Annotated in this window: 13 protein-coding genes; 3 read left to right on the top strand and 10 right to left on the bottom strand. The window is 33.0% G+C overall.

The genetic code is table 11. The features are described 5' to 3' along the window. Positions 1 to 168: 168 nt before the first annotated feature. The 3 genes from AC2DZ0_RS00950 to AC2DZ0_RS00960 all read right to left on the bottom strand — a co-directional run bounded on the left by AC2DZ0_RS00950 (position 169) and on the right by AC2DZ0_RS00960 (position 2,816). Positions 169 to 1,050 (bottom strand): GNAT family N-acetyltransferase, encoded by an 882-nt coding sequence (locus AC2DZ0_RS00950; RefSeq protein ID WP_484643110.1) that lies wholly within the window; start codon positions 1,048 to 1,050, stop codon positions 169 to 171. A gap of 138 nt (positions 1,051 to 1,188) precedes the next feature. Beyond that, a complete protein-coding gene (locus tag AC2DZ0_RS00955) occupies positions 1,189 to 2,052 on the bottom strand; it encodes a hypothetical protein (RefSeq protein WP_484643112.1) in 864 nt (287 codons plus the stop codon). A gap of 20 nt (positions 2,053 to 2,072) precedes the next feature. Beyond that, on the bottom strand, positions 2,073 to 2,816 hold the full coding sequence (locus AC2DZ0_RS00960; RefSeq protein WP_484643114.1) for a hypothetical protein: 744 nt from the start codon (positions 2,814 to 2,816) through the stop codon (positions 2,073 to 2,075). 212 nt (positions 2,817 to 3,028) lie between these two features. On the opposite strand from AC2DZ0_RS00960, the gene AC2DZ0_RS00965 reads away from it, so the two are divergent. Together AC2DZ0_RS00965 and AC2DZ0_RS00970 are read left to right on the top strand one after the other, a co-directional pair. Continuing rightward, positions 3,029 to 4,597 (top strand): tetratricopeptide repeat protein, encoded by a 1,569-nt coding sequence (locus AC2DZ0_RS00965; protein ID WP_484643116.1) that lies wholly within the window; start codon positions 3,029 to 3,031, stop codon positions 4,595 to 4,597. A 281-nt stretch (positions 4,598 to 4,878) separates the two neighbouring features. Beyond that, positions 4,879 to 7,338, top strand: a complete 2,460-nt coding sequence (locus tag AC2DZ0_RS00970; RefSeq protein ID WP_484643118.1) for a right-handed parallel beta-helix repeat-containing protein — start codon at positions 4,879 to 4,881, stop codon at positions 7,336 to 7,338. Between the two features lie 70 nt (positions 7,339 to 7,408). On the opposite strand, the gene AC2DZ0_RS00975 is transcribed toward AC2DZ0_RS00970, so the two are convergent. The 7 genes from AC2DZ0_RS00975 to purB form a co-directional block, all read right to left on the bottom strand. Further along, entirely contained in the window at positions 7,409 to 10,162 is a 2,754-nt protein-coding gene (locus AC2DZ0_RS00975; RefSeq protein WP_484643119.1) for a T9SS type A sorting domain-containing protein, read from the bottom strand. A 402-nt stretch (positions 10,163 to 10,564) separates the two neighbouring features. Continuing rightward, positions 10,565 to 14,236: a phosphoribosylformylglycinamidine synthase gene (purL, locus tag AC2DZ0_RS00980; RefSeq protein ID WP_484643120.1), complete on the bottom strand. Its 3,672-nt coding sequence runs from the start codon at positions 14,234 to 14,236 to the stop codon at positions 10,565 to 10,567. 283 nt (positions 14,237 to 14,519) lie between these two features. Next, the gene (locus AC2DZ0_RS00985; protein WP_484643121.1) at positions 14,520 to 15,266 is read right to left on the bottom strand and encodes a T9SS type A sorting domain-containing protein; all 747 of its coding nucleotides are present in this window, start codon (positions 15,264 to 15,266) and stop codon (positions 14,520 to 14,522) included. A gap of 7 nt (positions 15,267 to 15,273) precedes the next feature. Further along, positions 15,274 to 16,764 (bottom strand): hypothetical protein, encoded by a 1,491-nt coding sequence (locus AC2DZ0_RS00990; RefSeq protein ID WP_484643123.1) that lies wholly within the window; start codon positions 16,762 to 16,764, stop codon positions 15,274 to 15,276. Positions 16,765 to 16,970: 206 nt separating this feature from the next. After that, positions 16,971 to 17,741, bottom strand: coding sequence for a TerC family protein (locus tag AC2DZ0_RS00995; RefSeq protein WP_484491171.1), 771 nt, complete (start codon positions 17,739 to 17,741; stop codon positions 16,971 to 16,973). A 28-nt stretch (positions 17,742 to 17,769) separates the two neighbouring features. Further along, positions 17,770 to 18,147, bottom strand: coding sequence for a hypothetical protein (locus tag AC2DZ0_RS01000; protein WP_484643124.1), 378 nt, complete (start codon positions 18,145 to 18,147; stop codon positions 17,770 to 17,772). A 106-nt stretch (positions 18,148 to 18,253) separates the two neighbouring features. Next, positions 18,254 to 19,597 (bottom strand): adenylosuccinate lyase, encoded by a 1,344-nt coding sequence (gene purB, locus AC2DZ0_RS01005; protein ID WP_484643125.1) that lies wholly within the window; start codon positions 19,595 to 19,597, stop codon positions 18,254 to 18,256. A gap of 197 nt (positions 19,598 to 19,794) precedes the next feature. Between purB and AC2DZ0_RS01010 the strand changes: the two genes are divergently transcribed. Further along, positions 19,795 to 20,679, top strand: a complete 885-nt coding sequence (locus AC2DZ0_RS01010; protein ID WP_484643126.1) for a 3-keto-disaccharide hydrolase — start codon at positions 19,795 to 19,797, stop codon at positions 20,677 to 20,679. The last annotated feature ends 103 nt before the right edge of the window (positions 20,680 to 20,782 follow it).

Consider the following 20,782-nt stretch of genomic DNA (forward strand, 5'->3'; position numbering starts at 1 on the left):
CTAAAAATAGTAATATCTTTTGTGATAATCCTTTTGTTCCTCAGGTGTTTGTGTTTTAAATGTTAAACTAATTAAACTCCATGTATGTTTTTATAAAAAGTCAAAATTATTGGTAATGATGGTATCATGCAGAGAAAGTATAAAAAGCAATAAATATTGCTGGATGAGTTATCCTAATTCAAAAGTGGTGATGCCAAATACTTTATCAATCGGTATGTTGGGCGCATTACCATGATACATTCTTGCACATTCGAAAATAAAAGTAGCTTTAAAATTTTCAACAAGTTTGACCGCATCAGGATTTGACATCGGAATATCTAAATAAACAAATTCATCGATAGCGGCATTCAAACAGGCTTGATAAAGTGATTCAGCAACAGAATAGGTGTTAGCAAAAAGAGGTCCAATTTTATAGCCCTTATTCACTTTTCTGAGTACGCAAAAACCTAGTATTTTGTTGTTATAGGTATATTTGAAAGTTCTACTTGCTTCTAGGTTCATCCATGATGCAAGGAATTCTATCCTAGAAAAACCAAAACAATGTTGGTCAAAAATTGCAATTTGATGAAAATCCTCCTTGGTTATGGGAGAGATGTTTGGACTGATAGAGAATTTTTTACCTTTTTTTTCATAACGTTTGTCTTTGAATGCTATTTCAAACCCTCCTTTTTGATAAAATGGTTGCATTGCTACTACGCCGTCCATTCCTATACTGGCATTAGCATTTAATCTTTTTTTTAAGGTATTTAATCTTTGGTGCCATAATTGTGCACCGATTCCCATACCACGGTATAATGGAGAAACGATAAAAAGTCCCATAAAACCATATTCTTGATTATAGGAGACAATTGATCCTCCTGCAATAAGTTCGTTGTTATTAAAGTAACCATAAAAACCATCGGGATCTGCTGACCAAAAAGCAGCCGCATCTTGTTTTCCTGGATTCCATCCTTCCGTTTTAGCCCAGGATATCAATGTTTTTACGTTTGATAAATTTAGTTTTTGGAAATTTAAATCGCTAAGCTTTATCGATGATACATCATTTTTCATACTATTTTGAGATTTGATTTTATGAATCTTTGAAATAAATATAAAGGAATATAATTTAGGAATGCTATCAAAATAGGAAACAAAAAAGTCCTTCAAGGTAGCTTGAAGGACTTTCCAAATTGGAAAAATTAAGTTTGGTTAAATTTTATCTCCTAAAAAGGCTTGGATTTTTTTAGGATTTCCAGCATCATCTCCCGTTAGCAAATAATAAATCATTCCAGCGTCAGAAATATCTGCTCTTTTCTCGCTATGTTTTTTCATGCATACCCAAATCCATGCAATATCTGGATCTTCATGGTTTTTTAACCAATCCCACACACTCCAGTCATGATTAGAACTCAAACCTATATGAGGGTTGTTTTTCATATTCTGATCTTTGATTCGCTCAAAATGAAGTTGTCCTTCACTTAAAGCAAGTACTTGGTCTATGGTGTGATGTTCTGGCCGTCTTAAATGATTATCATTGTAATAGCTGTGAGAAATAATATAAACGGATTTTAAGGATTCTTTTTTCGCACTTTTCATCACGATTGCTACAGATTGATATAGAAACTCAGAAGGCCCCATGTTTACAAAAAACAAGGGGTTTTCTGGAGTAGATTTTTCAATCTCTTTTGCCAGATGCAGAATGGCTTTCTCTTTATCAAAACCTACATCAAAGAATACATTTTTGTTAAAGTTCCACCTTTCAATAGAACCATCAACACCTTCTTTCATGTAGTTTCGTACCGTAGTATGCGGTGGTGATGGCATAAAATTATTGTAAGAGAAATGTACCAATTGATCTTGTAAATCTTTTTTAGCAAGTAAGGCTAGGGCAGCGGGTGTTGCACCCCAGTCATCGGGATCAGCATAATTGTATTTGCCTTTGTGTTCCAAGTCAGGTTGTGCATTTCCATCTGCACTACAGGCAATGCGATAATTGTTGTATTTCAATCCTTGAGCCTGTAAGTTAAAGAATACAGTGCCAAAAAAAATAAGAAATGATAGTTTGTTTTTCATAGTAAAAAACTCTAAAATGATTATTCGCAAATGATGGTCTCTGTTACATCTTTAGATTGTACCATGGCTTCATCGTTTGTAATTCCAGAGGAAAGTACCATTTTATCCAATTGGAAAAATTCAGACCGTGCACATATTTTTAAGGTATATTCACCAGGTTCAGGAAACTTAACAGTAAACCAAGAACTAGATTTGGGATTGTGTAAATCTAAAGCTCCTCCATATGTGAATTCACCTTTTCCTCTACTTACAAATTTTTCATAATGCTCCAATGCTACAGATTGTTGATTTACCCAAGCATAACCTATGTTTCCTGGGAAGTATATCCACGCATCGTTGGATTTGTCTCCTTCGGCATGATCGGGTTGTCTCATAAACCATTTTACAAGGTAGCCTTTGGCTTCTGGGATGTTAAAGGTGATCGAGATTTCGTGGTCTAGGTTTTGCGCATTGTAGCTGTTGTATCCATAATATTCAATGTATTTTCCACCAGAGGCTTTTGTGTCTTCCACGATTCTCCATTTTCCCTTTAAATCAAAATTTTCTGCTTCTAAAATTAAAAGGCCATCTTTAGGGTTGATGCTACATTTTTTTTCTGGTTCTATCGGAGTTTCTTCTTCGGGAAGGGTCTCATCAATAGGAGCTTCTTCATTTTCTAATGATTCGGTTTTATCTTCATTACAAGAAATATTCACAAAGGAAAAAAGACAGAAAATAAATAGAATGAAGGTTGCTTTAATTTTGTTTAAATCAGTTTTTATCATGTTTAAAATAGTTTTTATAGCCTTAAATCCTTTTAAATTTGTAGACTATGGTTTAGTTGGGTTTAAAAAATATTTTGTTGTTTCAAAATTAGTATAACATCTATCATCCCTGTGTAAATAGGACTTTACAATAACTTTACTGTTTGGTTTTGTTGCTGAAATTAACTTTACTATTAGTTTATCAATCATAATTATTAACTACATTGGCCGTCATGAATAAAAAAAATAGAATTGCCATTTTGTCTATTTGCTATCTAACTTTTTGTGCGCTAAGCAGTATTTTGTTTGCTCAAACAAATGGAGAGTTAGAATTAGAAAAAGGTTTAAAGAAAAGTAATTCTATCCTTGCCAAAGAAAAAGATACAGTCGCTTTAATTGATTTGTTTTTGGAGTTTGCAAACCAAGAAAAAAATAATGGACATTATACAGAGGCTTATGATCATTTGTGGAATGCAATGTTGTTGGCTGATGCTGCTCATATTGATTCAAAACAGGCTTTGATTCATGATGAACTTGGAGTTTTATACGGGGTTTATGGACAAGAGAAAGAGGCAATCCGTCATAAAAATATTGCCCTTGATTTTGTGAAAAAAAATATTGAGTTTAAAGAGGCTCGCAACTCTAGTTTAGGAAAGGCCTATTTTAGTTTGGCTGTCCAATACAGAAAGGCCCAAAAATTAGACAAAGCACTTGTATATTTGGATAGCTGCGACATGTACGATGGAAAGAAGTATGAGTTTACCGAAGAGAACCCTTATATAAATGCTGAAAAAGGGGTGATTTATTATTTGCAAAATGACTTTGATACTGCTGAAGGATATTTATTAAAGGCAAAGCAATTATTAGAAAAAGAAAAAAAGCATTTTACAATTATAGTGTATGCTTCTTTGGGAGATTTGTATGTCAAAAAAAAATCTTTTCAAAAGGCAATTTATTATTACCAAAAAAGTCTTGATGATATGGGGTTATATAAATCACATACAGATTTTAAGGCAGATGTGTTACGGAAATTAGCAAGGCTTCATAAAACAATGAATCAGGATCAAATTGCTTATGCATATTTAAATGCTTCCATAAAAATAGCAGATAGTTTGTTTAGTATCCGTAGTAGTAATAATAGCAAAATGTTTCAAGTGAAAAACAAATATCAAGAAACGATTGCTCTAAAAAATAAAGAAATTTTAAAACAAGAACTGGATCTAGCAAAAAAAGATAAAATTCAATTTCGTTTGATCCTTATTTTGTGTTCGATCATTGTTCTAATACTATTACTTTCTCTAATTTTATCTCATAAATCAAAAATTAAGCGCTTAAAATTTGAAAAACAACAAGTATTAATTCAAGAGAAACACAATAAAGAAAAGTATGATCTGATGGCAGAAACCAAGAGTAAAGAACTTACGGTATCTGCATTGCAATTGATAGAAAAAGATAAAAAAATAGAATCTTTATTGAGTTTGATCAAAGATGAATCTCCTGAGAAGTATGGTAAGGTCAAGCAAAAAATTGTAAATGAGAATAAAGATTTATGGCAAAGTTTTAACCTGAGATTTACAGAGGTCAATGTAGATTTTTACAAACGTTTGAGGTTGAAACATGATACTTTGACGCCAACCGAAGAAAAACATTGTGCCTTAATTAAATTGAAATTTGATAGCAAAGAAATGGCTCGTTTGTTAAATATTTCTGTGAGTAGTGTTCATATTTCAAGGCATCGGATTCGAAAAAAAATGGGACTAGAGAGAGGAGATGATTTGAGTAATTATATTGGCTCGATTTAGCAATTGGTAGGTGGATAGATTTCTAGTTGTTTATGTTAACGGTTTATCTAAATTGGTAGTTTTGGGAAATTTAGGGCGACCACAACGTCAGATTACTCAATTGGTATTTTAGTAGGTAACTTGATGAATACTTGTATTTAGAAATAGGCGTTCATCAGTATATTGTAAATCAGTGATTTATTTTTATACTAATTATATACATCAGGCCTACGATGGTTTTGAGGTACGTTTCATAAGTCTTTAAAGACTAGTTTTAAGGCAACTAACCAAAACCAATAAAAATGAAATTTAAATCAAAAAGAACTGTTCAAATACAGTTCCTAGTATTGTTGTGCTTAATTTTTAACTTAACATGTACAGCCAAAGAAATTCATGTAGCTAAATCAGGAGTTAATGCACCAACTGGCAGAGGCTCTTTAAATGCGCCCTATTTAACCATAAGTTATTTATTTAATACTAAATTAGTACAACCTGGTGATATTATTTTAATGCATCAAGGTGTTTACAGAGAAACAGTTGTTGTAAATGTAAATGATGTAACCATCAAACCATATAACAATGCTATTGTAACTGTATCTGGTGCTAATTGGTATGGAGATAGTAATTGGACAAGAGATCCTAATAGGACGGGTGTTTTTAAAATGACTTTAAACCAAAATCAAGTCGAAACCGAATTCACACAATTTTTTGTCAATGGACAGCACAAACAAATAGCGAGGTTCCCGAACAACACTTCTCCGTACATAAGTTACATCAAAGGAAGTAATAGAGAAATGATGAACCCCAGGGATCAAAAAACAGGATTTGCTGTATTGTTAAATGCAAGCAAACCTACTGGTAATAATCAAACAGGACAAGTTACATTCTCTTGGCATGGAGGAACACAAAAGCTGCCAAATGTAACTTTTTCGGACGAAGCAATTGTCAGAGGGTTTATTGGAAAATTGAGAAATAATATTTTTTCTTATTCGGGTGATGGTGGACAAGTAACCAAAGCTGGAGATAGATTAGTGAAATTTAAATCTTATAACACTCAAGGTAATATTTGGGGAACTGATGGAGCGGTAACACAACCAGAAGGGTTTGGATACATCATGGATTTATCAGTTTTAGATTATGAAGGGGAGTGGTTTTACAAAAAAAAGCAAAATACGATTTACTACAAACCAGTAGGTGGAACTATAGCAGGAAAAAACTTTGAAATTCAAAGAAGAAAATTCACACTGAAAGTCCATGCAAATAATGTAAAAATCCAAAATATAGATTTTAAAGTAGGAGAAGTCGAGTTAAAAAATGCCAACACAACTACTTTGTCTAATTGTACATTTACATATCTGTCTCCTTTTCAGTATAGACGAACATATGGATCCTTTAGACAAGGAATTCTATTAAATAATGCAGATAATACAACTTTTGAAAGTTGCTATATCGGACATACGTGGGGAAGTGGAATTATCATTTTAAAAGGTTCAGATAATTCCAAAATTAACAATAGTTATATTGAAGATATTGGTTGGATGGGACAGTTTACAATAGCTGTGGAAAACAATGGGAATAATACAAAGATTACGAAAAACACATTCAATAAAGCTTCCCGATTTCATATTAGAACAACAGAGTCGGTATACGCCAAAATTACAGATAATGATTTTTCTGGTGCCATGTCTTTAGGAGAGGATGCTGGTTCTATTATGTTTACAAGTACAGGAAAAGCAGAAGGATTGGATATGAAAGGCACAGAAATATCTTGGAATAAAATTCATGATCAAAAAGGGATTCCTGCTTATGACCCTCAAGATTGGAGTAATAAAAAGTTTATTGTTGCCTTGTATTTAGAAGATACCGATAATTACACAGTACATCATAATTTAATTTATGGTTTGGATGATGAATATACAAGTGTTCGTTTAAAAAGTAATGGAGAACCTGAAACTACAAAAAACAATAATATTATTGCATACCTAGGTCCTAGAACTAAAAACATGACAAATAAAATGAATTATTACAATAATACTTTTTGGGGGTATAATCATTTAATTAGCTTCTGGCACTTAGAGGGAGGAAAAGTAAATAATATGGAGGTTAAAAATAATTTAATGATGAATGGAAAGACAAATTATTTAAGTGCTGGAAATAATAGCGTTACAGAAACTAACTTTTTTAATTTTACTCAAGAAATTGCAAAGCCTCCTTTGAATTATAATATTATTTCTGGTAGAAACAAATCTGTTGTAAATGCTTCTGACCATTTTATAGATTCAGGGAATGGTAATTTTAGGTTGAAAACGAGTTCAGCTTATAATACCGGAGGGTTGAAAATTTCCGGTGTTACAAGAGCTTCTGATCCTGCTATTGGTGCTTGGGAAGGAAGTACTACTTGGTGGAAAGACCGTGTTTTTAATGCAGGTTCTTCATTGAGTTCCGTTTTGTTAAAGGACGTGAAAGGGAAAGCAAACGTCAAGGATATAAAGGAAGAACAAGGTGATGTTTTTAAAAGCTTAGTAATATATCCTAATCCATTTAATGAAACTATTCATGTGGTATTGGACACTCAATTTAATCAAACGGGTGAAATAAAAATAAAAATTATAAATAGCATTGGGATGTTAGTGATCGCTGATTCAATAGATGCTAGAGTGGATAAAGAAATAGTAATTCCTACAAGTAAATTGGCAAATGGTATCTATTTTATTGAGGTAGTGCAAGGTGGGAGTAGTATTGTGAAAAAACTTGTTAAATAAATGTATATACCCAAAAAACAAAAACCAGTGATAGTAGTCACTGGTTTTTTTATAAAAAAATGTTTTTAGATTATTTAACAATCAATTTTTGTGTTTTTACAGTTTCCTCGGTGGAAATTGTAATATAATAGACTCCAGAACTGAGTTGTTGTATGTTTGTTTCAGAATCATCATTGGCTGACTTGTCAAATGAAAGCTCTAGGCCACCATTTATGTTAAAGATTTTAATACTGCTTTTTTGTTGACATAAAACGGTAATAAATCCATTTTTACTTGGGTTTGGGTATACTATTGGACTGTTTTTACCTTCATTATTTAATTGGATACTCTCCTTGGTGCCAATTTCCTTTGAAGAAAGGTTCGTATAGTTTTTTACATATATTTTTAATTTTACGGGAGTGATATTTCCTGAAACTCGATTGGAAATATATTCTATGAAATTAAAATATTTTTTAGAACCTTCATTTTTGATGCCACCATGATTGTTGATGTAACTTTGCGCAGCTGATTTAGAATTGAATTTATAAGTTCTTTTCATAGAAGGGGCATTTTTAGGAGTCAAGTTTGCAAAGTTTACTGTTCCAGCTTTATCTGTAATATTACCTTTGATGTTGAATTCCAGACTTCCATTGAAATTAATTTCATCATCCATATCATTGTGTTTTACAAATGAAACATCAAATACTTCATTAGGATTAAAGTTTGTTGTTGTTATTTGAACTTTTTCATTAGGGTCAGGATATGGGTCTTTATGATTTAATCTATGAATACCGTTTTCTCCAGAGTTATTTAACCAAAACACTTTGTTAAATATAAATTTTGCCGCAGGGTTGTTTTGACTGAACCCTTCCTTAGCTTCAACTTCCGCGCCATCTGTGGTGAAATTGTGAAATCTGACGTAATTAAGGTTGATATTGTCATTGTCTTTTTGAATAAGTATCCCACTTGCCGTATTGGTTAGGTTACTGTCCGATTGATGAATGATTGAATTTTTTATTAAGTAACCAAAGTTAGATGAGATGTAGATCCCGAAACGACTCGCATTAATTACGGTCAATTGGTCAACAATAGATAAAACCCTATGAGAAGAACCTGATAGCCTATTTTGTGATTTAAATCCATCAGAACATCCTATAGATTTATTACCCTTAAATTGTATGAGTGGTACAGCGGTCCTAACAATTTCTGAGTCTAAAGGAAATGGGTTGATCATCCCTTCTTTTTCAAAAATACTAGTATCAACTTTGTCTGCAACTATAGAGTTTTCTCCGCTTCCTTGGTAATGAAAAGCAACACCTGAAGTTGTTGCGATATTGTTAAGCATTTTCACGGCTCTACCTTGCATACCATAAGCTGCCCCTCCTTTAAAATCATCATCCAGATCTACTCTTAAAGTTCTTCTAATCGGGCTTGTCATAGGTTCATTATTTGGTAAAAAAGGAGAGGAGGCATCATAGCGAATATTAACCACTAAATTTTTTCTCCAGATTCCTGTTTCAGAACCACTTTCAGCAATCATACCACCACCTTCAATATCAAAAACCACATTGTCTGAAAAATCTGCATGACTATCGTGGTGAACCATTCCCCAGCCGGGGGATCCCCAGACCACATTTCCTCTGGCGATTATTAATTTTTCAGAATTCAAGCCTCTTAGTGATTTGTGAAAATGAAAACTATATCTACCTCTTTGGTTTTCTATATTTTGGATGGCATCAAATTCGCCTAGGTTTGCGTTGTTGAATTCTATGTCTCTTGCATTTCCTGTTCCTGTAATTGTAGGGATTCCTAATTTTAAATCATCTACAATATTACTTTTGTCAGTTCTACCAAGATCTTTAAAAAGTGTGTTTATTATTTGGATGTCACCGTTTAGCATAAACATGGTATGCCCCCTTTTGGTGATGTTTGTTTGTGTTTCGGTAAACGTTGAATGAATTTTGATGTTTCTAGTTAAATTAGCAACATATGGAAAATAACTTTTATCTTTTATGGTAACCCCTTTATGTTCTCTTTTTGTTGGAGAATCTATGGATATTTTAGTGCCGTTGATGTTGGTAATAGTAAATACTTCATCTGCATCTCTCCCTATCAATTTTGTACCTGTCAGGACTATTTTGTCACCTACTTTCCAGTTTTTTGGTACTGATTTAATAAAAAATGTTTTTGAGTTCAGAGGTACATTTCCTGATAATTCTGAAAAGTCCAATTTATCAGTCCCTTTGATTCTTACGATTCCCATAGTCATAAGGCATAGACTTACTTGGTTTTTATCCCATTTATATCTACCATATACTCCAGAACCGTCCGAAGGAATTTTTTTTCCAAAATGATCATAAACGGGTTGGTTTTCACCGTTCGTAAAATAATTCAACGTAGTGTTACTCCAAGGAATACCGCCATAATTATTGTTGTTGTTTACTTTTTTTAAAATATCATAAGGCCGTATTTCAATGTCTATGTCCGATGCGCTATCGGAGGTAGCTGTAATATTTAGCTTAGAAGTGGGAGTGTTATAAAAGGTATCGACAATAAGTTTTCTCTTACTCGTATTTCCGTAAACGTTAAATTCCCCCTCATTTTTTATTACAAAAATATGTGCACTTGTGTTGACCACATTATAATTTACTTTTTTGCCATTAGGAATACGTACAATTGCTCCTGTCGATGGTATGGTTCCAGTATTCCAGGTAGATTTTGAGTTCCAGTTTCCGTTTTTAATGGCAACATGTGTAAATACATTGTTCGGGATAATAATTTGAGAATACCCTTTGAACATAATTAATCCGTACAGCAATATGCTGTAGATAGTCTTTTTTAACATGATTTTTTGGTTTAAGTTTGGTTGGTCAAAAAATCCTATTTATAAATTATTAATTTGTGGCTATCAGTAAATTAATTGTAGTATAATTAGTTTTGTTAAAGAATTTGTTACCAGCAAACAGTCGGTATAGATAATTGCCTATTGGTAGGTAGTGTTTTTTCAGATAAATAGAATCATAATTTACTAAGAACGACACCAATGGAATTAAAAATAAGCTTTTGTGTTTGTAATATAGGGAGTTATCCTTTGATACGTGTTAGATAAAACTATGGCAAAGGATAATAGGTTAGATTACATAATTAACGAAGTTGATTGTGTAATGAGAAAAGATAAAAAGCGCTCATAAAAAATCCCTCAAGAATTTCTTGAGGGATTTTTAGTTTTAATGAAATTAGTTAACGATTATTTTGTCAACCAATTTTTAGCATTTGTAAAAGCTTCTAACCAAGGAGAAACTTCATCTTTTCTGTCTACTGGATAGTTAGCCCAGTTCCATTGAAATATAGAACGTTCAATATGAGGCATCATTACCAAGTGACGTCCATCATTAGATGTCATCATGGCTGTATTAAAATCAGAACCATTAGGATTTGCTGGATAACCATCATAACCATATTTCGCTACGATATTGTATTTTTCTTCGTTGTAAGGTAAGTTGAATTTTCCTTCACCATGAGAAATCCATACTCCTAAAGTGCTTCCTGCTAATGTCTTTAACATAACAGAATTGTTTTCTTGAATAGCCACAGAAGTAAACCCACTTTCGTGTTTGAAAGAATCATTATGACCCATTTTTGGTTTTTCTTCATGATCTGGATTGATCAATCCTAGTTCTACAAATAACTGACATCCGTTGCAAATTCCGATAGACAAAGTGTCTTCTCTTTTAAAGAAATTGTCTAAAGCTGTTTTTGCTTTTTCATTGTACAAAAATGCTCCAGCCCATCCTTTAGCAGATCCTAAAACATCAGAGTTAGAGAATCCTCCAACGGCTCCGATGAACTGAACATCTTCTAGGTTTTCGCGTCCTGATATTAAGTCTGTCATATGTACATCCTTTACATCAAAACCAGCTAAATACATAGCATTTGCCATTTCTCTTTCTGAGTTAGATCCTTTTTCACGGATAATGGCTGCTTTTGGTCTTGCTTTGCTAGCATCTAGTACGGGTAATTTTCCAGTAAAGTTTGATGGGAAATCAAATTGCAAAGGTTGTTCTTTGTAATTATTGAAACGAGTTGTAGCCAATCCATTTGCTGTTTGTTTGTCGTCTAATAAATAAGACGTTCCAAACCAAATATCACGTAGGTAGGCAACATTAAATATTTCTGTAACATCTCCATTTTTGATGGTAACTTCACTACTTCTAATAGCGTTACCTAAAACAGTAAATGCAACTCCGTTTGCATTCAAGATATTTTCAATTTCTGCATCATCAGATTGAATAATCACTCCGCTATTTTCAGCAAATAAAGCTTTTATTGTGTCAGCTTCTCCTAGTGCTGTAATATCAATATTAGCACCCACCATAGTTTGAGAGAAACACATTTCTAAAATAGTAGTTAACATACCACCTGCAGAAATATCATGTCCTGCTAAAATACGTCCTTCTTTGATTAATTGTTGAACCGTATTAAATGCAGTTTTAAACTTCTCTGAATCATTAATGTTAGGACTTTCGTTACCAATACCTGCAACTGCTTGAGCAAAAGAAGAACCTCCTAATTTAAAACTATCATTAGAAAAGTCAATATGATAAATTTTATTTTGAGCTTTTTTCTTAAATACTGGCTCAACAACCTTGTTGATATCATTACAATGTCCCGCCGCAGAAATAATCACTGTTCCCGGAGAGATCACATCCTCGTTCGGGTATTTTTGCTTCATTGATAAAGAATCTTTTCCTGTAGGGATGTTGATTCCTAATTCAATAGCAAAGTTAGAAACTGCTTCTACCGCATTGTATAAACGAGCATCTTCACCTTCATTTTTACAAGGCCACATCCAGTTTGCAGATAAGGATACAGATTTTAAATCCTCTTCAAGCGGAGCCCAAACTAAGTTTGTTAATGACTCTGCGATTGCATTTCTAGATCCAGCAACTTCATCAATTAAACTTGCAATTGGAGCATGTCCAATACTTGTAGCAATTCCTTCTTTACCTTTAAAGTCTAATGCCATAACAGCGACGTCATTCAATGGTAACTGTAGAGGTCCGGCAGTTTGTTGTTTTGCAACTTTTCCACCTACACAACGGTCTACTTTGTTAGTCAACCAATCTTTACAAGCTACGGCTTCTAATTGAAGAACGTTTTCAAGGTATTCATGTATGTTTTCTGCTTCGTATGACAAAGCATCATATTTTCTTTGAATTGATTTATCATTCATGATTGTTTTTGGAGAACTTCCAAACATATCATTCATAGATAAGTCCATTGGTTTTTCACCTGTAGTAGCAGATTCAAAGGTAAATTGATCATCATTAGTAACATCACCAACAGTGTACATAGGAGAACGTTCTCTATCTGCAACTCGTTTTAAATAATCAACGTCTTTTTCATTGATAACCAATCCCATTCTTTCTTGAGACTCGTTTCCTATTTTTTCTTTAGCAGAAAGGGTAGGATCTCCTACTGGTAATTTATCAAGATCAATTTTACCTCCTGTATCTTCTACAAGTTCAGACAAACAATTTAAATGTCCACCTGCACCATGATCATGAATAGAAACGATAGGATTTATATCACTTTCTACCATTCCACGAACTGCATTTGCAGCTCTTTTTTGCATTTCAGGATTAGAACGTTGTACCGCATTTAATTCAAGTTGACTGTCCATTCCTCCAGTATCAGCTGAAGAAACTGCAGCTCCACCCATACCAATTCTGTAGTTGTCACCTCCTAAAATTACAATCTTATCTCCTTCGTTAGGAGTATCTTTTAACGCTTGCTCGTTTTTACCGTATCCAATTCCTCCGGCTTGCATGATTACTTTGTCAAATCCTAATTTTCTTAGAGAATCAGAACTTGTTGTAGTTTCATCAGCTTCAAAAGTCAATAATGAACCAGAAATTAATGGTTGACCGAATTTATTACCAAAGTCAGAAGCTCCATTAGAAGCTTTGATCAAGATATCCATAGGAGTTTGGTATAGCCAATCTCTTTCTTGCATGGTTTCCCATGGTCTGTTTTCAGATAAACGAGAATAAGATGTCATGTAAACGGCAGTACCTGCCAATGGTAAAGATCCTTTACCTCCAGCTAATCTATCTCTAATTTCTCCTCCAGACCCTGTTGCAGCACCGTTAAAAGGCTCTACTGTTGTTGGGAAATTGTGTGTTTCTGCTTTTAATGAAATTACAGAATCAAAATCTTTAGTTTCATAAAAATCAGGTTTGTCCGCAGATTTTGGAGCAAATTGCTCTACTTTAGGCCCTTTTACAAAAGCAACATTGTCTTTGTAAGCAGATACAATCCCATTCGGATTTTGTTCTGAAGTTTTACGAATCATTTTGAATAAAGAAATATCTTTTTCTTCACCATCAATTACAAATGTTCCGTTAAATATTTTATGTCTACAGTGTTCTGAGTTGATTTGTGAAAAACCAAATACTTCTGAATCAGTTAATTTTCTTCCGATTTTTTGAGACATCCCCTCTAAGTAAGCAACTTCGTCATCACTTAAAGAAAGTCCTTCTTGCTGGTTAAATGCTTCAATATCTTCAATATCTAAAACAGCTTGCGGTTGTACGTTTATAGTAAACAACTCTTGATCTAGATTAGTATATAATACTTGTAGCATAGGATCAATGGCCGCATCTTTTGAATCTACTTTTGTAAATTCTTCAATTCTGATAATTCCTTCAATACTCATGTTTTGAGTAATCTCTACGGCATTGGTACTCCAAGGAGTAATCATTTCTTTTCTTGGCCCTACAAAGTAACCATCAATTGTTGATGCTTCTGCTTGTGTAGCGTTTCCAAAAAGCCAAACTAATTTTTGAATGTTTTCTTGTGATAGTTCTTTGGTTTGAACTGCAAATACTGTTGTATCGCGTTGAAAGAATAGAATCATTGAGTCTTAAATGTTAAAAGCTTTATTGCTTAGATTTTTAAAAGCACAAAAGTACAAAAAATGTTACAAAATCTGATGAAAGAATTCTACCTAAAAACCAAAGATTTTTTTGGAAAAAATGAACGGATAATATGTTTTTAATTAGTTGTTTGTCATGTTTTTAATCGTATTTTTTTGAAATCAGCTTTGAGATAGTAAAAACATGATTTAAATGGATTTTAGTCTGAGTATAAAAAAAGACGCAATAAAATATTGCGTCTTTTAAAATTTATAAGTGTAAGTGTTAATTAACAACAAATGTTTCTCGTATAGAGTTGTTTATGATTAAATAATAATTTCCTTTTTGTAGCGGTTTAATATTTAATTCAATTAAACTATCGTTACTTATGAATGTAGTTTTTGTAATTCCTTGACTGTTTATGATTTTGATATTGAAATTTTGGCATTTTGGATTTTTTATTCTCATCCAATTTTGTGCTGGATTAGGGTAAAATTCAATTCTCTCGTGTTCAGAGGTTTTGGAGCCTAAGAAATATGCAAAACTATGGCCTTGATAAACTGAAAAATTTTCAGCTTTTTCAGGGAAGGCTTTATCAAACTCATGTTTGAAATAAAACACCTTATTATTGGGGGATGCTGTAGAGCTATAAATATGGTGTCCATCTCGATTGTAAAGTGTCATTATCCAATACTTTCCCGGAAGTAACACCTGATCAGGTATGGACATTGTAGTAATACCATCATCAATGCTTTTTGATTCTGACATTGCAATAAGTTGATATGGCGCATTATTACTATCAGAGTAGATTGCCGTTTTCACTTGGGCTCCAGATTGATTTCCTATTAAATTAACAGTGTTGACAGTGCTTGTTTCTAAATTAGAATATTGGGTTCCAGTAATAAAGTCTCCCAGTGAATTTATTGTGGTGGTCATTCCTTCTTTAGAATTCAAGCCAATTATGTTTTTCGATTGAGAGTGCAATTGGAAACATATAAAAAATGCAATTGTATAAATATGTAGTTTTCTCATAGTGTTATTATTTGTTTATTAAATCAGTATTAGGAGTACTATCAACAAGGTTAATAGCTTCGTTTCTGTAGACCACTTTTTTGCCTTCAAAGAAGCCTGATGTTTTTATTTCAGCTTCATTTGGAATTGAAACTTTGTATCTACCTTGATTTAGGTTTCCAGTTGAGGTTTTAGAGAATGCAGAGGTCATAATTACTGCAGCAATTGGGTAAGTCGTCCATCTTTGTTGACTGGCATCTTTTTCGACTAAAGTTAAAATAGGAGGTTTAGGTGAGGTGTTATTTCTTTTATTTTGTAGGAGTGTTCGGTACGTAGGAAGCGCAAAACTTAGACCTTCTAAACCTGTGTCAGCTAAATAAACGCCCTCTTGATTTTTTTTGTCTTGTTTGAAAGAAATGTTTTTAATGGAGGTGTTTTTAAAATTTCCCCTTCTGCTTTTGGGTGTAAGTGTGGCTGCTGCAACATATAAAGAGGAAAGACTGTTTTTTGCACGAATATTAATAGCAGTCACGTTTTCGCACAATTTAGCATGTGGTTTTAGGAATAATGAAGTGAAACCATCATTATTTGAAATGTTAACAAGTCTTATGTTGGCAATATTTCCTGTTCTTCGATTTGTTACTTTGTTTAGGTCATCATTTCCTTTTCCGCTTCCTGGTTCAAGGCGTACAGTAATTCCTTTTTTTCCAAAAAGTTTTTCTAACATGATGTTTCTACCACTGAATAATTGAACTAAGGCATAGCCTGTTGCAATATTTGTTGCTTTGGCAGATTTTACGACTCCAAATTCGGGGATTCGTCCAAAGGTATTTAGGTCATACCCTTCAGATGCACTTATGTATTTACTATCCGCCACCATAAACTCAGAAGGGATGTTGGTGAAGTTGTCTTTTACAAAAAAACGTGATAAGGCAAAGTTTTTTACGTAGCCAACTTTAAAAGGGGCTGCTTTTTCTAGAATTCCAAAATTTCGAACATCGATGGTAAACCATTGGTTTTGTTTTTCTCCTGCACCAATAATTTCAATGTTTTCAATTTTTGCTTGATTTGTTCTTGTGTTTCTTCCCAAATTGAATAAAGTATGGTTGTTTCCGCTTTTGTCAATTTTGAAAATAACATTGTCTTCTACTTCAATTCGGATATTCGATTTTAATTTTATCTCACCAAGTGTGTAGGTTGTGTTAGTACCATTTGGAGCTGTAAATCTTAAAACACCGCCTCCAAGATTAGATATTCTTGTGATTTCGGAATTGATAAATGATGTTGTAGCATTACTAGGAGTAAGGACTCGAGTGGTATTAACGATTATTTTATTTTTAAAAAAAGTAATGTTTGTTCCTTCTACATTTCCTGATTGGGTTCCTATAGAGCCAATATTTTGTGCTGAAAGAGTGGTGACACAGAATAATAAAAGTGTTTGAGCACTTCGTTTTACAATGGACGTGTTTTTTTGAAACACATCAAATTTCTTGTTGAAAAAAGAATGTTTTTTCTTCATGGATTTAAGTTTAGTTAATTAATAATTCAATTGGTTGTATTGAATTATTAAAACTAAGCCTTAAACAAAATAAGGATTGATACTATTTTATCTATTCCTGTAGTTGCATATTCTCTAGAGCATGGTAAATGCAAGTTTATTGTTTTTTATTTTATTCGAAGAAAATAGCGTAATTAAAAAAGGAATGCCGTTAAGCATTCCTTTTTTTAATTTCTTTTTTTTCTAATTTTCATATTCAAAGCCTCTACACCTAAAGAGAAGGCAATTGCAAAATATAGATATCCTTTTGGAATGGCTCCAATTTCTTGGTCAAAAACAGTTGTATGAGCAAGATGGGCACCTTCCGTAATCAACATAAAACCAATTAAAATTAAAAATGATAATGCAAGCATTTGTATCGTAGGGTGTGCATTTACAAATTTTCCAACTGGATTTGCAAAAAGCATCATGATGGCCATTGATACAACGACTGCTGTAATCATAATATACAAAGCCCCGTTGGTACCGTTGGTCATTCCTACAGCAGTTAACACAGAATCGAAAGAAAATACTATATCAATCAAAACAATTTGTAGTATGGTCTTGGACATGGTTGAGGTTGGCTTGTGTTCGTTGTTTTGAGTTTCTTCAGCTCCTTCAACTTTATGTCTGATTTCACTGGTGCTTTTGTATAATAAAAAGAGTCCTCCAAGAAATAAAATAATACTTTGACCAGAAACATGTGTGTTTAACCAGGAAGTTTCAATTGTGATAATCGGGTCTTTCATGGCAATCAAGTAAGAGACTCCTAGTAAAAGAATAACTCTGAAAACCATTGCTAATAGCAGACCTATATTGGTTGCTTTTTTTTGTTGGTGTTTTGGTAATTTTCCTGTTGCAATAGAAATGAAAATTATATTATCGATTCCTAATACGATTTCTAAAAATGTTAAAGTTAGTAAAGCTACCCAGGTGTCTACTTGTGAAAAAATTTCCATGAAGTTAAGTTGTTGTTAGTTTGAAAGTTTATTGAGATATTTTTATGGTGCTACCTTTTTGCTTGAAATTATTGTTTTCGTAGCCGGCTTCAAAATCGTAGGCATTGTTTTTTATTTTAGTGATTTTCACCACGAAATTTGTACTGTCTAGTTTTGATTTTGGGTTTACTTTTTTCAAATGGAATTCAAACTTGTTTTTCCATATGATATTAAAAGTGTCTATTTTGTTTTTGTAGGTTTCAATTTGTAGGTTGTCTACCCTGTAAAAACTTGAACTATCTCTCTTGTTTTCTAGGTAAGATCTAAAGTGACCTGATTCAAAAGAATAAGAGTTTTTGTTTTGTTTGTGACTGCAGGCAATGACAATCCCAACAATCATAATACTAATAGCAATTTTTTGTAACATGCTTTAAAATTAAATAAAAAAAGTACCCGTCAGCTAGTTCAGGGTACTTTTTTGTAGGTATTGTTTTTTTAGCTTTATTATGAGGATTACATAATAAAATAAATATTTAGATCCCAGTATAATTACTTGGAGTGATAACTTTTAATTCATCTTTAATAGCATCGGAAACTTCTAAAGTGTCAATAAAGTCTGCAATTGACTTTTGATTAATAACAGAATTGGTTCTAGTCAAACCTTTTAATGCTTCGTACGGGTTTGGATACGCCTCTCTTCTTAAAATTGTTTGGATAGCCTCAGCAACTACGGCCCAATTATTCTCTAGGTCTTGTTCGAAAGCTTCTTTATTTAATAATAATTTGTTTAAACCTTTTAAGGTAGAAGCAAAAGCAATTAAAGTATGTCCAAAAGGAACTCCAACATTTCTAAGAACTGTTGAATCTGTTAAGTCACGTTGCAAACGAGAAACAGGCAATTTAGCAGCTAGGTGCTCAAATAAAGCATTTGCAATTCCGATATTTCCTTCTGAATTTTCAAAGTCAATAGGATTCACTTTATGCGGCATTGCAGAGGAACCAACTTCTCCTTTTTTGATTTTTTGTTTGAAGTAATTACTAGAAATATAAGTCCAAATATCTCTGTCTAAATCCATAATAACATTATTGATACGTTTCATTGCATCAAAAACACCTGCCATATGGTCATAGTGTTCAATTTGAGTTGTTGGGAATGAGTGGTGTAGTTCTAAAATATCTTCTACAAAATGTGTTCCAAAAGCTTTCCAGTCAATATTAGGATAGGCTACTTTATGTGCATTGTAGTTTCCTGTAGCGCCACCAAATTTAGCAGCATGAGGTGTGTGTTGTAAATGCAATACTTGTTGGTTTACACGCTCAACAAATACAAACAATTCTTTACCTAGTCTAGTAGGAGAAGCAGGTTGTCCGTGTGTACGTGCCAACATAGGAATATCTTCCCATTCTTCAGATAAATCCGCTAATTTAGCTGTCAATTCATCTAATGAAGGATAATAAACTTCCTCTAAAGAATCTTTGATTGATAAGGGAATAGCAGTGTTGTTTATATCCTGAGAAGTCAATCCAAAATGGATAAACTCTTTAAAAGCTTGAAGATTTAAAGCATCAAATTTTTCTTTGATGAAATATTCTACAGCTTTTACATCATGATTGGTAACACTTTCAATTTCTTTAATTTTCAATGCGTCATCACTGCTAAAAGAAGTATAGATTTCTCTTAAAGCAGGAAATACTGATGTATCAAAGTTTTCTAATTGTGGTAAAGGAATTTCACAAAGAGCAATAAAATATTCAATTTCAACTTTAACTCTATATTTAATCAAAGCTTCCTCCGAATAATATCCTGCTAATGATTCTACTTTTCCTCTATATCTACCGTCAATTGGTGAAATAGCATTTAAACTTGATAACGACATTTTTGTATATTGAAAATTAAGCGCCAAAAATACACAATTTAATAGAAATATAAGAAACTATGTATGGAAAATTAAATAGGGTTTATGACATCTTGATTTGTTCGAATAAAGGTTTGAGAAATAATGAACAGCTTGGTGTTTGGAATTTCATAATATCGATTTCTTGTTTCAATGACTGAATAATAAAAATCTTAAATATGAAAACATTTGTTTCAAAAGTTGTGTGCTTGGTCTTTATTTTGTGTGTAAATTCTATTCAGGCTCAAAAGGAAGGGGTTATTGATAAGCAAAAAGGACCTTCCGTTTTGGTAAAGTCCAAAGATTGGACGTCTCTTCTGGATAAAGATTTGAGCCTCTGGGAGGTGTGGACCGGGGTGCCACATAAGTCTGTTCTTGACTTGCCTAGTACTTATAAAATACCTGAGAGCGGGATTCCTGTAGAGCCAATAGGTTTAGATAATTCCCTAGAGGTTTTTAAAGTTTTTGAGGATGAAAATGGAGAGCTGATACTACAGATTTCAGGTTTGGTATATGCAGGACTAACTTCAAAACAAGTTTATCAGAACTATCATTTAACAATGCTTTTTAAATGGGGAGATAAAAAATATGCTCCAAGAATAAATAAAAAAAGAGACAACGGATTGTTGTACCATTGCTACGGTGCACATGGTGCTTTTTGGAATGTTTGGAAGCGTTGTTTAGAGTCTCAAATTCAAGAAGGGGATTTTGGTGATTTGTATACTTTAGCAGGGACCAAAGCAAAAGTACATGTAAATAAGTATAACCGTTGGGATCCGAATGCTGATCTTGTTAAAAGTGGAGGAAAAAGAATGTATGATACCGAAAGTGTGCATGGAGCTTGGACGAGAATTGACTTGTATGTTATTGAAGATAGTGCGGTTCATGTTACAAATGGTACGGTAACGTTTGCGCTTACAGGAGCTTTGACTCACGATAATATAAAGTTAGATAAAGGACAATTGCAAATTCAATCCGAAGGAGCAGAGGCTTATGTAAAGGGGATTCAAATTCGGCCAATAAAAAAGTTTCCTAAACGAATTAAAAAAGCAGCAGGTTTTTAGCGGTGGGTTATTTAGATTAATGAATGAAATTTTGTTGTTTACTTTAAATTATAGTGGGGGCTAAGTAGTCGTTTAAAAACTTGTTCATAATTATTTTTATTCT

It is taken from the genome of Flavicella sp. IMCC45668, assembly GCF_057219105.1.

Excerpts from the sequence above, each read along its gene's own strand:
- AC2DZ0_RS00950 (WP_484643110.1), bottom strand. The coding sequence starts at position 1,050 with ATGAAAAATGATGTATCATCGATAAAGCTTAGCGATTTAAATTTCCAA.
- AC2DZ0_RS00955 (WP_484643112.1), bottom strand. The coding sequence starts at position 2,052 with ATGAAAAACAAACTATCATTTCTTATTTTTTTTGGCACTGTATTCTTT.
- AC2DZ0_RS00970 (WP_484643118.1), top strand. The coding sequence starts at position 4,879 with ATGAAATTTAAATCAAAAAGAACTGTTCAAATACAGTTCCTAGTATTG.
- AC2DZ0_RS00985 (WP_484643121.1), bottom strand. The coding sequence starts at position 15,266 with ATGAGAAAACTACATATTTATACAATTGCATTTTTTATATGTTTCCAA.
- purB (WP_484643125.1), bottom strand. The coding sequence starts at position 19,597 with ATGTCGTTATCAAGTTTAAATGCTATTTCACCAATTGACGGTAGATAT.
- AC2DZ0_RS00965 (WP_484643116.1), top strand. The coding sequence starts at position 3,029 with ATGAATAAAAAAAATAGAATTGCCATTTTGTCTATTTGCTATCTAACT.
- AC2DZ0_RS00975 (WP_484643119.1), bottom strand. The coding sequence starts at position 10,162 with ATGTTAAAAAAGACTATCTACAGCATATTGCTGTACGGATTAATTATG.
- AC2DZ0_RS01000 (WP_484643124.1), bottom strand. The coding sequence starts at position 18,147 with ATGTTACAAAAAATTGCTATTAGTATTATGATTGTTGGGATTGTCATT.
- AC2DZ0_RS00960 (WP_484643114.1), bottom strand. The coding sequence starts at position 2,816 with ATGATAAAAACTGATTTAAACAAAATTAAAGCAACCTTCATTCTATTT.
- AC2DZ0_RS00990 (WP_484643123.1), bottom strand. The coding sequence starts at position 16,764 with ATGAAGAAAAAACATTCTTTTTTCAACAAGAAATTTGATGTGTTTCAA.
- AC2DZ0_RS01010 (WP_484643126.1), top strand. The coding sequence starts at position 19,795 with ATGAAAACATTTGTTTCAAAAGTTGTGTGCTTGGTCTTTATTTTGTGT.
- purL (WP_484643120.1), bottom strand. The coding sequence starts at position 14,236 with ATGATTCTATTCTTTCAACGCGATACAACAGTATTTGCAGTTCAAACC.
- AC2DZ0_RS00995 (WP_484491171.1), bottom strand. The coding sequence starts at position 17,741 with ATGGAAATTTTTTCACAAGTAGACACCTGGGTAGCTTTACTAACTTTA.